A 12,139-nucleotide genomic window follows, 5' to 3' on the forward strand; every position below is an offset into this window, starting at 1 on the left:
CGCTACCGCGCCGTCGCGTCGTCGCGGCAGGGCCGGATCGTCTCCGGCCTCGGGCGCGCCTCCGGGGCGGGGGCGGCGAACACCGCCAGGTAGGCCCCGTCCGCGAGCGGCCGGAAGCCGGTCTCCCGGTAGCCCGCGGCGGCGAGCTCGCAGCGCAGGAGCGCCGGCGGCGTGCCGTGCCGCGACGGGATCGCGTCGGCGTCGACGATCCCGACCCGGCCGCCCGGGCGCATCGCGGCGGCGAGGTTGTGGAGCAGGCCGAAGGGCTGGGTGATCTCGTGGTACATGTGGACGAGGATCGCCGCGTCCACCGAGGCCGGGGGCAGGCGCGGGTCGTGCGGCTCGCCGCGCACGACCGTGACGTTCCCGAGTGGCCGCACCCGCGTCTCCAGGGCCGCCAGGTAGGACGGCGTCACGTCCTCGGCGAGCACGCGGCCCCGCGGCCCGACCCGGGGGCTCAGCCGCACCGCGTAGTAGCCGCTGCCGGCGCCGATATCCGCCACCGTCTCGCCGGGGGCGATGCCCATCCCCGTGGCGACCTGTTCGAACTCGCCGGCCCTGTCGCGCTCGGCCTCCGAGGACCAGCGCGGCGCGACGATCTCGGCCACGGGCCGGTCGGGCCTGGGGAAGGCGGCGGCGGGCGCGCCCGGGGGCGCCAGGGGCTCGGCGGCGCGGGCCGGGCCGGCCAGGGCGGCAGGGGCGGCGACGGCGAGGAGGGCGAGGGCGCGGATCATGGCCGACAACCCGCGGGGCGCGTCCGCGGTGCCGGGCCCGTTGACCGTGCCGCACCCCGCGCGCCATCAAGCGCCATGACGCGCGCGGACACGCCCTGGCGGGCCACGATCCTCACCCTCTACCCGGAGATGTTCCCGGGCCCGCTGGGCCTCTCCCTGTCGGGCGACGCCCTGGCGCGGGGCGACTGGACCCTGGAGGCCCGCAACATCCGCGAGCACGGCCTCGGCCGCCACCGCTCGGTCGACGACACGCCGGCCGGCGGCGGGGCCGGGATGGTCCTGCGCTGCGACGTGCTCGCAGCCGCCATCGACGCCGCGGCCGTCGGCGCCGCGACCGGGGCCGACGACCCGCGCCCGCGCCTGCTCATGTCGCCCCGCGGCCGGCCGCTCACCCAGGCGCGCGTGCGCGACCTCGCGGCGGGACCGGGCGCGCTGATCGTCTGCGGCCGCTTCGAGGGCGTCGACGAGCGCGTGATCGCCGGGCGCGGCCTGGAGGAGGTCTCGATCGGCGACTACGTGCTGTCCGGCGGCGAGATCGCCGCCCTGGTGGTGCTGGATGCGTGCGTGCGGCTCCTGCCCGGCGTGATGGGCAAGATGGAATCCGGCGTCGAGGAGAGCTTCGAGGGCGGGCTCCTCGAGTACCCGCACTACACGCGCCCCCGCGACTGGGAGGGCCGCGCGATCCCGGACGTCCTGTCCAGCGGCAACCACGCCGCCATCGCCCGCTGGCGGCGGGCGGAGGCCGAGCGGATCACCGCCGAGCGCCGCCCCGATCTGCGCGACGGGTCTGTGGCCGGTCAGGCCGGCTCGAGGTCGATCACCGGGCCGTCGCGGTCGTAATCCAGCGGGTCGAGCTGCAGCGGCCGCGGCACGACGCGCGGTGTCCGGCTCGCCAGCACGATGCGGGGTATTAAGGCCCCAATAACCAAGAGTAGAACGGACCAGACCGCCAATATCGCGGCGCTGTGGAAAGACATCGGCGCACCTCAAACGCAACGCGGCACCTCATTAAGGCTAACGGGCCCGGATTAATCGACTGTTCCCCGCCGCCCGGGCCCCTGTCCCGACCGGGGGCAGCGCCGCGAAGACTGCCGGTGGGACGGGCGCTTGCAAGCCGGCCGGTTTCGGCGCATGCGCGAGTCGGGACGCGCCTCCCCGCGGGAGCGCGGCCCTCTGCAAGGATGGATCCGCCATGACCAGCCGCCCCACGCAGCGCCCGCGCGTGCCCCATTTCTCCTCCGGTCCCTGCGCGAAGCGCCCCGGCTGGACCCCGGCCGCCCTGGCCGACGCCGCGCTCGGCCGGTCGCACCGCTCGCCCCTCGGCAAGGCCAAGCTCGGCCGGGCCATCGACCTGACGCGCGCGGTGCTGCAGGTGCCGGCCGAGTACCGGATCGGCATCGTGCCGGCCTCCGACACCGGCGCCGTCGAGATGGCGATGTGGACGATGCTCGGGCCGAAGCCCGTCGAGGTCGCCGCCTGGGAGGCGTTCGGCAAGGAGTGGGTGACGGACGCGCTGAAGCAGCTCAAGATCGCGCCGCGCATCCACCAGACGCCCTACGGGATCCTGCCGGACCTCGCGGCGATCGACACGAAGAACAGCGACGTGGTCTTCACCTGGAACGGCACCGCGGCCGGCGTGAAGGTGCCGGACGGCGACTGGATCGCGGCCGACCGCGCGGGGCTGACGATCTGCGACGCGACCTCGGCGGCCTTCGCCCAACCCCTGCCCTGGGACAAGCTCGATGTCGTGACCTTCTCGTGGCAGAAGGTGATGGGCGGCGAGGCGGCGCACGGCATGCTGATCCTCTCGCCCCGCGCCGTGGCGCGGCTGGAGAGCCACACGCCGTCCTGGCCCCTGCCGAAGATCTTCCGCCTCACCAAGGACGGGAAGCTGATCGAGGGCATCTTCAAGGGCGACACGATCAACACGCCCTCGATGCTGGCCGTCGAGGACTACCTCGACACCCTGGACTGGGCCGAGCGGATCGGCGGCCTGAAGGCGCTGCACGCGCGGGCCGACGCCAACGCGAAGGTCGTCTACGACTGGGTCGCGCGCACGCCCTGGATCGCGCCGCTGGCCGCCGATCCCGCGACCTACTCGAACACGGGCGTCTGCCTCGTGATCGCCGATCCGGACGTGCTCGCCCGCGGCGACGCGGCGGTCTCGGCCTTCGCGGCGGGGATCGTCGAGCGCCTCGACCGCGAGGGCGTCGCCCTCGACATCGGCGCCTACCGCGACGCCCCGGCGGGCCTGCGGATCTGGTGCGGCGCCACCGTGGAGACCTCGGATCTGGAAGCGCTGACGCCCTGGCTCGACTGGGCCTTCGCGGAGGAGAAGGCGGCGCTGACGCGGGCGGCGTGAGCGCTTCGGGGTCGATGCCCGATCGCCACCCCGCATCGTCTTCGCGAGCGGGGCGAAGCGAGACGGCCTGACGCAAAAGAAAACCCCGGCCCTCGCGGAGCCGGGGTTTTCTCGTTCGGGAGACGCGGCCCAGCAGGGCCGCGCCGTCAGTCTCAGTAGTTGTAGGCGCGCTCGCCGTGATCGGCGATGTCGAGACCCTCGCGCTCCTCCTCCTGCGTGACGCGCAGGCCGATCGTCACGTCGACGAGCTTGTAGAGGATCGCCGAGCCGATACCCGACCACAGCAGGGTCAGGCCGACCGCCTCGGCCTGGACGATGAGCTGGCTCATCATGTCGTAGGCACCGACGGCCAGCTCGCCCGGCTTCGAGGTGTAGTCGGGGATGCCGACGCCGCCGAGATTCGGGTCGACCAGGATGCCGGTCGCCAGCGCGCCCAGGATGCCGCCGATGCAGTGGACGCCGAAGACGTCCAGCGAGTCGTCGTAGCCCAGCGCGTTCTTCACGGTGGAGCACATCACGAAGCAGACCACGCCGGCGACGAGGCCCAGCACGATCGAGCCCATCGGGCCGGCGAAGCCGGAGGCCGGGGTGACCGCGACGAGGCCGGCGACCGCGCCCGACAGCATGCCGAGCAGGGACGGCTTGCCCTTGAGCGCCCACTCGGCGAACAGCCACGCCACCGCGGCGCCGCAGGTCGCCACGAAGGTGTTGAGCATCGCGAGCGCGGCGGTGCCGTTGGACTCGAGGTTCGAGCCGGCGTTGAAGCCGAACCAGCCGACCCACAGCAGCGAGGCGCCGATCATCGTCATGGTCAGGGAGTGCGGGGCGAGCAGGTCACGGCCGTAGCCGATGCGCTTGCCCATGATCAGGCAGCCGACGAAGCCGGCGATGCCCGCGTTGATGTGCACCACGGTGCCGCCGGCGAAGTCGAGGGCGCCCTTCTGGAAGAGGAAGCCGGCATCCTTGTTGACCGCGTCGAGGGCCGCCTGGGCGGTCGCCTTCGAGGCGTCGTCGGTGGCGGCGGCCAGAGCCTTGGCGGCGTTGCCGACGGCGTCCGGGCCGGCCCAGTACCAGACCATGTGGGCCATCGGGAAGTAGATGATCGTGACCCAGAGGATCGTGAACACCACCAGCGCGGAGAACTTCATCCGCTCGGCGAAGGCGCCGACGATCAGCGCGGGCGTGATCATGGCGAACGTCATCTGGAAGCACAGATAGGCGTATTCCGGGATCACGACGCCGTTCGAGAAGGTCGCGACCGTCGAGTTCGCGTCGACGCCCTTCAGGAACGCCTTCGAGAAGCCGCCGACGAAGTCGTTGAGGCCGCCGCCGCTCGTGAAGGCGAGGCTGTAGCCGTAGAACACCCAGAGCAGGCCGACGATCGACACGATCGCGAACACCTGGGTCAGCACCGACAGCATGTTCTTGGTGCGCACGAGGCCGCCGTAGAACAGCGCGAGGCCGGGGATGCTCATCATCAGCACCAGGGCCGACGAGATCATCATCCAGGCCGTGTCACCCTTGTTGGGGATCGGCGAGGGCGGCGGCGAGGCGGCTTCCGGTGTCGGGGTCTGCGCGAGGGACGGCTCGATCAGGAGGGCGGCGATCGCCGCCCCTCCCAAGCCGAGCATGAGGGCATGACGAAGTTTCATGGGCACGTGGCTCCCGGTCTCAAGTCCGTATTGTTTCAGGAGGTCTGGCGATCGGCGGGCCCGGACGCGCCGGGCCGCGGATCAGAGGGCGTCGGCGTCGGTCTCGCCGGTCCGGATGCGCACCGCCTTCTCCAGCGGCATCACGAAGATCTTGCCGTCGCCGATCTGGCCGGTCCGCGCGGCCCCCGCGATGGCGTCGATCACGCTGGACGTCAGGTCCGAGGCGACGGCGACCTCGATCTTCAGCTTGGGCAGGAAGCTGACCGCGTATTCCGCGCCGCGGTAAATCTCGGTGTGGCCCTTCTGGCGGCCATAGCCCTTCACCTCCGTCACCGTCAGGCCGTGGACGCCGATTCCGGTGAGCGCGTCGCGCACCTCCTCGAGCTTGAACGGCTTGATGATGGCCATCACGATTTTCATGGGCGACGCCCCCTTCGAAGTCCTCGGGAACCGTTGCCGTCACCCGACCTGCGGGACGAGCCGGAACGGACCGTCCGCAGGCTCGGGATGACCCGCGGTCGAAGGCCGCTATTCAAGGACTATGCCAGACAAGCTTGACCGGGAACATTTTCACCGATCGTCATTTTGCCCATGGATTAGCCCGAAACGGACAGATCGCGGGCAGGCTCCGGGGCGATCACGCACAAAGTCGAGGCAATCTGCCCGAATCCGTGCAGTCCGCGCTGTGGCACGCCGGTAACACACGCGCGGGAACCCGCTTTAATCCCGCGTCGGCCGGATCAGACCCTCCTGGGCCACCGACGCCACGAGGTGGCCGGCGCGGTCGAAGATCTGGCCGCGCGCGAAGCCGCGGGCGCCGCCCGCGACCGGGCTGTCCTGCGCGTAGAGCAGCCAGTCGTCGATCTTGACCGGCCGGTGGAACCAGAGGGCGTGGTCGAGGCTCGCGGCCTGGATCGCCGGATCGAACACGGAGCGCGCGTGCGGGATCAGCGAGACGTCGAGCAGGGTCATGTCGGAGGCGTAGGCCAGTACGGCCCGATGCAGCGCCGGATCGTCCGGCAGCGCCGAGGCCGCGCGCAGCCAGACATTGAAGATCGAGTCGGGCGCCCGGCCGCCCGCGCCGGCGGGCAGGTAGCGGTTGAGATCGACCGGCCGCAGCGCGATCGGCCGCTCGCGGCCGAAATAGGCGGCGATCGCCTCCGGCATCCCGGTGCCGCCGGCGGCCGCCAGGGCCTTGCCGTCGAGGAGCCCCTCGGGTCCGGCCACCGCCGGCATCGCCGGCTGGTGCGTCAGCCCCTCTTCGACGACCTGGTAGGAGACCGTCGTGGCGAAGATCGCGCGCCCGTGCTGGATCGCCTTGACCCGCCGGGTCGTGAAGCTCCGCCCGTCCCGGATCCGCTCGACCTCGTAGACGATGGGCGTGCGCGGGTCGCCGGGCAGCATGAAGTAGGCGTGGAGGGAGTGGGCGGGGCGGTCGTCCGGCACCGTCCGGGTCGCGGCGACCAGCGCCTGCGCCACCACCTGCCCGCCGAAGACGCGCCGCCAGCCCGTCTTGGGGTTCTGGCCGCGGAACAGGTCGACCTCCAGGCGCTCCAGGTCGAGGATGGCGATCAGCTCGGCGACGGCGTCCGTCATCGCGTCGGTGTTGGCGTCGGTCATGACCCGCGGGGTTTCCGTTCGTTGCCCGCGTGCGACATAGGCTGTTCGGACGAACCAATCCACGCGTCCCGCGTGCGGCAACCCTAGGAGATCCGCCCCGATGACGGCCGAGACGCCTCGCCCCGGCAGCCGCAGCCTCCTGATCGCCGGCGGCGGCCTGCCCAGCCTCGCCCTGGCGCTCGCCCTGAAGCAGGCCCACGGGCCGGCCCTGGCCGTGACGGTGATCGACCCGGGCGCGGCCGACCCCGCTCGGCATCGCGGCCGCGCCTACGCCCTGGCGGCGGGCGGGCGGCGGATGCTGGAGCGCCTCGGCCTGTGGGCCCGGGTCACCGACGCGGCCGAGCCGATCGCCGAGATGGTGATCAGCGACAGCCGCCTCGCCGACCCGGTGCGGCCGGTCTTCCTGACCTTCGGCCGCGAGGCGGACGCCGAGCGCGACGACGGCGAGCCCTTCGCCCACATGATCGAGGCCGAGCCGCTCGCCGCGGCCCTGGCGGAGGCCTGCCGGGCGGCGGGGGTGGCGATCGTCGCCGCCGGGGTGGTGCGCGCGCTGCCGGAGGGGGCCGCGATCCGCGCGGCGCTCACCACCGGCGAGACCCTGCGGGGCGACCTGCTGGTGGCCGCCGACGGGGCACGGTCGCGGCTGCGCGAGGCCGCGCGGATCGGCTGGGTCGGCTGGTCCTACCCGCAGGTCGGCATCGTGGCGACGATCGGCCACGCGCGGCCGCACGAAGGCCGCGCCTTCGAGCACTTCCTGCCCGCGGGCCCGTTCGCGATCCTGCCGCTGCGGGACGGCGGTCCCCTGGGGCACCGCTCGTCCATCGTCTGGACCGAGCGATCGGACGACGCCGAGGCCCTGCTCTCCGGCGAGCCCGACGAGGTGCTCGCCGAGATCGAGCGCCGGTTCACCCTGGATCTCGGCACGCTCGCGCTGGAGCGCGGCCCGAGCCGGCACCCCCTCGCCTTCGGCATCGCCCGGGCCTTCCGCGCCGAGCGTCTCGCCCTGCTGGGCGACGCCGCCCACGTGATCCACCCGATCGCCGGCCAGGGCCTCAACCTCGGGCTCGCGGACGCCGCGGCGCTGGCCGAGGCCGTGACCGGCGCGCTGCGCCTCGGCCTCGACCCCGGAAGCCCCGACGTGCTGCGCGCCTACGAGCGCGCCCGGCGCTTCGACAGCTTCGCCATGGCGGCGGCGACCGACGGGCTGAACCGGCTGTTCTCGAACGACGCCCTGCCGCTGCGGCTCGCCCGCGACCTCGGCCTCGGGATCGTCGACCGGCTGCCGGGGCTCAAGCGCTTCTTCATCGGCGAGGCCGCGGCCGCGCGCGACTCGCGGCCCCGGCTGATGCGGGGCGAGGCGCTCTGAGGCGCCCGCCGGCCGCCGGCCTCAGGCCCGTCCCGGCGCGGGGCCGCCCTCGGGCGCTCCGGGGCGGAGCGCGTCCGCGGCCCGCCGCCCGAGCGCCCGCGCGGCGCAGATCGCCACGGCGGCGATGACCAGCCCGGCGATCACGTCGACGAAGTAGTGGCCGCCATCGATCGGTGTGGCGGCGATGAGGAGGGCGTTGACGACGAGGGCCGGGATCCGGGCCGCGCGCAGGCTCCAGAAGGCCCAGATGTAGAGGCCGCCGAGCGCCGCGTGGAAGCTCGGGAACGTGATGATGCCCTCGACGTGATCGAGGTTGATCGTCCGGAGCGTGCCGTCGCGCAGGCCGGTCAGGTCCGCGACGTGGACGTAGGACGCCGCCGGGTGCAGGTTGGGGAAGTCGGCCGGGGACAGGCCGAGGAACACGAAGTTCGCCAGGGCGGGCGTCAGCGCCGACACCAGGACCGTCACCGTGCCGGCGAGGGCGAAGGCCAGGACGAAGTCCCGCAGCGCTCGAAGCCGGCCGCTGAAGCCCAGCAGGATGACCGCCAGCATGGTCTGCAGGATCAGGCTCCGGTAGGCGAGCGAGAGCGCCAGCCCGAGTCGCGGATGGCCGTCCACGAAGGCCAGGTAGGCCCGCCAGTCCAGACCGAGCCGCCGGTCCCAGGCGTGGAAGGTCGAATCCCAGAGCGGGCCGCCGGTGCTCGCGACCGTGTACGACAGGGCGGCCGCGCAGGCGCTGAAGGCGATGACCTGCGCGAGCGCGCTGAGCGTGGCGGCGATGCGCGGCTCGGGGCGGCGCGTGCGGTAGACCTGCGCCAGGACCTCGAGCCCGCCGCAGGCCACCCCGGTGACGAGGGCGCTGTCCCAGGCGAAGCGCAGCCCGGCGACCGCCATCCAGACGACCGTGGCGACCAGCGTGGCGGCGATCAGGGGCCACGTGCCGACGCCGCCGCGCGGGCGCTCAGCGAACATCGGGGCCCCGGGCGGGTGGCGCTGTCATCGAGGGTCTTGTGGCCGGAATGCCGGCGGATGGTCCCGCACAAGTCTTAAGGATCCGCCCCGGAGAAGCCCGGCCTCGGCGCGGAGCCCGGCGGCGCGCGATACCGGCGGCCGGCGAGCCCGTCGACGACGCCGTCGACCACGGCGTCGGCGGCCCGGCGGACCGCCCGGATCGGCCCGCGCAGCGCGCGCGCCGCGATCAGGTGCAGAGGCAGGCCGAGAACCACGAGCAGCGCCAGGAGATGCCACCGGTCCCAGGCGGGCCGGTGCGGCGCCCAGAGGAGGAAGAGGCCGCTCACGATGTAGAGCTCGAAGCTCGCCCGCCCCAGGACGCCCGCCGCGGCGCGCGGCGGGCCGCGCAGCCGGCCGGCGGCCGCCAGCATGAACGCCGAGCCCGCCACGGCCGACACGGCGAACAGCGCCGGGTCGCCGTACTGCCCGGTCGCGACGTGGACGAAGTTGCGCGGCGCGCAGACCAGGAGCACGGCGAGGCCGCAGGCGCCGAGGAGCGCCGACACGTCGAACGCGCCCCGCCCGAGCCGCAGGCCCGCGACGTAGAACGGCAGGGCGCCCACGAGCGCGTGGACCTGCCAGTACGGGAACGCCCGCGCGCTGCAGATCCACGACAGGGCCAGGGCGCCGCCGAGGACGATCCAGTAGCCGCCCGGAAAGACCGCCGCGCGCGCCGCGGCGTCGATCACCCGCACGAGCCCCAGGACGACCAGGAACCAGAGCACGCCCAGGCCGAAGTTCTGGCCGTACACCGCGTCGCGCAGCGCGTCCGCCGCCGACAGGGTGCCGTCGAGGGCGCAGGGGATCAGCGCGAGGGTGCTGAACGTCAGCGCCACCACCACGAGTTTCAGCGCGGAGAGGCAGGCGGCGGCGAGATCCATCTCTCCCTTCATCCGGTCGACCATCCCGCAGAGCAGGAAGAAGAACGGCATGTGGAAGGCGTAGATCACCCGCCAGACCGCGAGGGCCGGCCCGGGCTCGGGGCCCGACGGGCCGTAGAAGACGGGCTGCAGCAGGTGGCCGGAGAGGACCAGCAGCACGGCGAGGCCGCGCGCGGCGTCGAGCTGCAGGTCGCGGGGTGGGGCCATCGGGTCAATTCGCGGCGTCGGGGATCCGATGATGCCGCGCCAAGCCTTAGCAAGCCGTGTCACCAGATTGCGGAATTCAACCTGGACGGCACCTCATCGCGGCCGCGCGTCGGGAGTGACGGGCGCCCGCGCCTCAGCCGGTGACGAGCGCCCGGGCCCGGCGCAGCCAGCGCAGCGACGCCTCGACCAGGGTCGGGGCGCGGTGCTTGAGGATCGCCGATTTCAGCAGCGTCCGGGGCACCTCCCAGAGCTGGACGGAGCCGACCGGGAAATGCGCCACGTCGCCCGGCGTCAGGTGGTGGCGGCTTCCGTCCGCGTCGGTGACGAAGACCTCGCCGTCGAGGATGGTGATGATCTCGTCGGCGTGGTGGGTCCAGCGGAACGCGCTGGCCGTGGTGCGCCACAGGTAGACCTGCGCGCTCCCGTCATGGGTCTGCGAGACCTCCGCGACCTCGGTGACGGGGTCGCCGGAGACGACCCAGTCCGCCGGGATCGGCGCCGGGACGAAGGCGGCCCCGCTCGACCGGACCGCCGTGCTGGCGACGGGGCGGGCCCGCTCGTGCAGCCGGATCTCCGCCGCGAGGCCGACCAGGGCGAGGCCGACGAGGAGGGCCGCGGCGGCGAGCAGCTTCTTCACGGTCGGCTCCCCACCCCGGCGCGGTCGAGTCTGTCCGCGCGTCCCCGCAAGGGGGTAGAGGCTCGGGTCGCTCCGTTCCAGCCCGCCGCGCCGAACTTCGCGCGTTTAGCTTAACCCCGGGGGCCCGCTCAGGCGGCGTCCGCCCGGCGCTCCGCGATCCAGCGCGTCGCGTCGGCGCGCGGGGCGACAACGTCGGTGTCGATGCGCAGCTGCGGGCTGTAGGCCGGATCCTCGGCGATGACGTCGCCCCAGCGGCGCAGGAAGCGCGCGATCTGCGAGCCCGGCGCGAAGCTGGTCTGCCGCGAGGCGCTCTCGTGGTGCGCCATCTCGGCGAAGGGCGTGTAGACAATGCGGTAGCCGAGCTGCCGCATTTTCAGGCACAGGTCGACGTCGTTGAAGTCGAGGGCGAAGCCCTCGTCGAAGCCGTTGACCGCCTCCAGCACCGCCTTGCGGGTCGCGAAGAGCGCCCCGGTCACCGCCGAGCAGTCGCGCTGCGTCAGGGCCCAGTCGCCGTAGGTCGGCTCGGCCGCGTCCCGGTTGTGCCAGGGGTGGGCGAACACGTCGAAGATGCCGCCGGTCATGCCGGCATGCTGGATCTTGCCCGTGGGGAACAGCAGCCGGCCGCCGGCGCCGCCGACGCCGCGGTCCAGCGCGAAGGTGAGGAGCGCCTCGATCCAGCCGGGCCGGCGCACGACGAGGTCGTCGTTCATCAGGATGACGAGGTCGGTCTCGGCCGCGCGCCAGAGCGTGTTCATCTTGGCCGCGTAGTTGAACCGCTCGCCCGGCGCCCGGGTCGTCAGCAGGCGGGTCACGGTGAAGCGGTCGGAGCGGCCGCGATAGATCGCGTCGTCGGCGACGTCGTCGCCGATCAGCACCCGGATCCTGTCGGCCGGGTAGGTGCTGCGTCCGAGGCTGTCGAGCAGGTTGATCACGTGGGGCTTGGCGCCCTCCACGACGCGGCCCTGATCGTCCTTCGGGCGGCTCTGGTTGGTCGGCACGACCAGGGTCACGGCCGGCCGCGCGTCGAAGCTCCGGCGGATCTCCAGCGTGTCCGCGGTCAGCCCGGGGGCGGCGCGCAGCGGCATGCCGGACGCCTCGAACCACCGGTCGAGGGCGTGGGCGCGCCCCGCACGGGTCGCCTTCGGGCGCTCCAGCGGCGAGGCGATCAGGGTCTGAGGGATCCGGTCAATGCCGATCCCCGCGGAGATCGCGCCGAGCAGGAACCGGAACCAGGCGGCGCTGCCGTGGCGCAGGCCGAAGTCGGGGCTCAGCCCGGCCAGGGCCGAGACGCGGACGAGGAGCGGGTAGCCGATGTAGTCGTCGGCCATGAGCAGGGCCGGGTTGAAGGCCGGCTTGCAGTGGACGCTGCGGACCTGGCCGGCGCCGTCCACCACGGCGTCGTCGCCGTAGAAGATGCCGATATCGGGCCGCTCCGCCAGCGCGCGCGTCAGGTGCGCGGCGAGGTCGGGGCGCAGCTCGGAGGCCGCGGGCGCGACGAAGATCGCCCGGCAGGCGGGGAACTGGCCGGCCGCGACCTGGGCGAGCCGGCGCTCGTCGAGGGGGCGGAGCTGCGCGTCGAGGGGCAGCGGCAGGATCGCGTCCGGCCACGGGAGCGTGCCCCACGAGCTCGACGGGGCCGGGACCGGCTTCTTCTTCAACACGGGTCGCG

General features: G+C 73.4%; 11 protein-coding genes. 3 read left to right on the forward strand and 8 right to left on the reverse strand.

From position 1 onward, the window contains the following. Positions 1-2: 2 nt before the first annotated feature. The gene (locus tag J3A75_RS24515; RefSeq protein WP_012320559.1) at positions 3-734 is read right to left on the reverse strand and encodes a class I SAM-dependent methyltransferase; all 732 of its coding nucleotides are present in this window, start codon (positions 732-734) and stop codon (positions 3-5) included. A 75-nt stretch (positions 735-809) separates the two neighbouring features. Here J3A75_RS24515 and trmD point away from each other — a divergent pair, with 75 nt between their 5' ends. After that, positions 810-1,574 (forward strand): tRNA (guanosine(37)-N1)-methyltransferase TrmD, encoded by a 765-nt coding sequence (gene trmD / locus J3A75_RS24520; RefSeq protein WP_058607401.1) that lies wholly within the window; start codon positions 810-812, stop codon positions 1,572-1,574. A gap of 352 nt (positions 1,575-1,926) precedes the next feature. Beyond that, positions 1,927-3,096 (forward strand): phosphoserine transaminase, encoded by a 1,170-nt coding sequence (locus tag J3A75_RS24525; RefSeq protein ID WP_024829210.1) that lies wholly within the window; start codon positions 1,927-1,929, stop codon positions 3,094-3,096. 152 nt (positions 3,097-3,248) lie between these two features. On the opposite strand, the gene J3A75_RS24530 is transcribed toward J3A75_RS24525, so the two are convergent. The 3 genes from J3A75_RS24530 to tesB all read right to left on the reverse strand — a co-directional run bounded on the left by J3A75_RS24530 (position 3,249) and on the right by tesB (position 6,368). Further along, positions 3,249-4,748 (reverse strand): ammonium transporter, encoded by a 1,500-nt coding sequence (locus tag J3A75_RS24530; protein WP_024829209.1) that lies wholly within the window; start codon positions 4,746-4,748, stop codon positions 3,249-3,251. An 81-nt stretch (positions 4,749-4,829) separates the two neighbouring features. After that, positions 4,830-5,168, reverse strand: a complete 339-nt coding sequence (locus J3A75_RS24535) for a P-II family nitrogen regulator (protein WP_010683623.1) — start codon at positions 5,166-5,168, stop codon at positions 4,830-4,832. 300 nt (positions 5,169-5,468) lie between these two features. Beyond that, positions 5,469-6,368 carry an acyl-CoA thioesterase II gene (tesB, locus tag J3A75_RS24540; RefSeq protein WP_209650796.1) on the reverse strand — a complete coding sequence of 300 codons (900 nt, stop codon included), beginning with the start codon at positions 6,366-6,368 and terminating at the stop codon, positions 5,469-5,471. Between the two features lie 100 nt (positions 6,369-6,468). Here tesB and J3A75_RS24545 point away from each other — a divergent pair, with 100 nt between their 5' ends. Beyond that, entirely contained in the window at positions 6,469-7,734 is a 1,266-nt protein-coding gene (locus J3A75_RS24545; protein WP_070999985.1) for an FAD-dependent monooxygenase, read from the forward strand. Positions 7,735-7,755: 21 nt separating this feature from the next. Here J3A75_RS24545 and J3A75_RS24550 read toward each other — a convergent pair whose 3' ends face one another. The 4 genes from J3A75_RS24550 to J3A75_RS24565 all read right to left on the reverse strand — a co-directional run bounded on the left by J3A75_RS24550 (position 7,756) and on the right by J3A75_RS24565 (position 12,131). Beyond that, positions 7,756-8,706 (reverse strand): phosphatase PAP2 family protein, encoded by a 951-nt coding sequence (locus J3A75_RS24550; protein ID WP_070999986.1) that lies wholly within the window; start codon positions 8,704-8,706, stop codon positions 7,756-7,758. A 74-nt stretch (positions 8,707-8,780) separates the two neighbouring features. Then, positions 8,781-9,833, reverse strand: coding sequence for an acyltransferase family protein (locus tag J3A75_RS24555; RefSeq protein WP_053621499.1), 1,053 nt, complete (start codon positions 9,831-9,833; stop codon positions 8,781-8,783). A 133-nt stretch (positions 9,834-9,966) separates the two neighbouring features. Further along, a complete protein-coding gene (locus tag J3A75_RS24560; protein WP_070999987.1) occupies positions 9,967-10,470 on the reverse strand; it encodes a cupin domain-containing protein in 504 nt (167 codons plus the stop codon). A gap of 128 nt (positions 10,471-10,598) precedes the next feature. After that, on the reverse strand, positions 10,599-12,131 hold the full coding sequence (locus tag J3A75_RS24565; RefSeq protein WP_070999988.1) for a glycosyltransferase family 2 protein: 1,533 nt from the start codon (positions 12,129-12,131) through the stop codon (positions 10,599-10,601). Positions 12,132-12,139: the final 8 nt, after the last annotated feature.

Origin of the sequence: Methylobacterium sp. PvP105 (assembly GCF_017876975.1) — a bacterium.
GTDB classification, from domain to species: Bacteria; Pseudomonadota; Alphaproteobacteria; order Rhizobiales; family Beijerinckiaceae; genus Methylobacterium; species Methylobacterium radiotolerans.

Coding starts and splice junctions, on each gene's coding strand:
- J3A75_RS24550 (WP_070999986.1), bottom strand. CDS start 8,706: ATGTTCGCTGAGCGCCCGCGCGGCGGCGTCGGCACGTGGCCCCTGATC.
- J3A75_RS24545 (WP_070999985.1), top strand. CDS start 6,469: ATGACGGCCGAGACGCCTCGCCCCGGCAGCCGCAGCCTCCTGATCGCC.
- J3A75_RS24515 (WP_012320559.1), bottom strand. CDS start 734: ATGATCCGCGCCCTCGCCCTCCTCGCCGTCGCCGCCCCTGCCGCCCTG.
- tesB (WP_209650796.1), bottom strand. CDS start 6,368: ATGACCGACGCCAACACCGACGCGATGACGGACGCCGTCGCCGAGCTG.
- J3A75_RS24525 (WP_024829210.1), top strand. CDS start 1,927: ATGACCAGCCGCCCCACGCAGCGCCCGCGCGTGCCCCATTTCTCCTCC.
- J3A75_RS24530 (WP_024829209.1), bottom strand. CDS start 4,748: ATGAAACTTCGTCATGCCCTCATGCTCGGCTTGGGAGGGGCGGCGATC.
- J3A75_RS24555 (WP_053621499.1), bottom strand. CDS start 9,833: ATGGCCCCACCCCGCGACCTGCAGCTCGACGCCGCGCGCGGCCTCGCC.
- J3A75_RS24535 (WP_010683623.1), bottom strand. CDS start 5,168: ATGAAAATCGTGATGGCCATCATCAAGCCGTTCAAGCTCGAGGAGGTG.
- trmD (WP_058607401.1), top strand. CDS start 810: ATGACGCGCGCGGACACGCCCTGGCGGGCCACGATCCTCACCCTCTAC.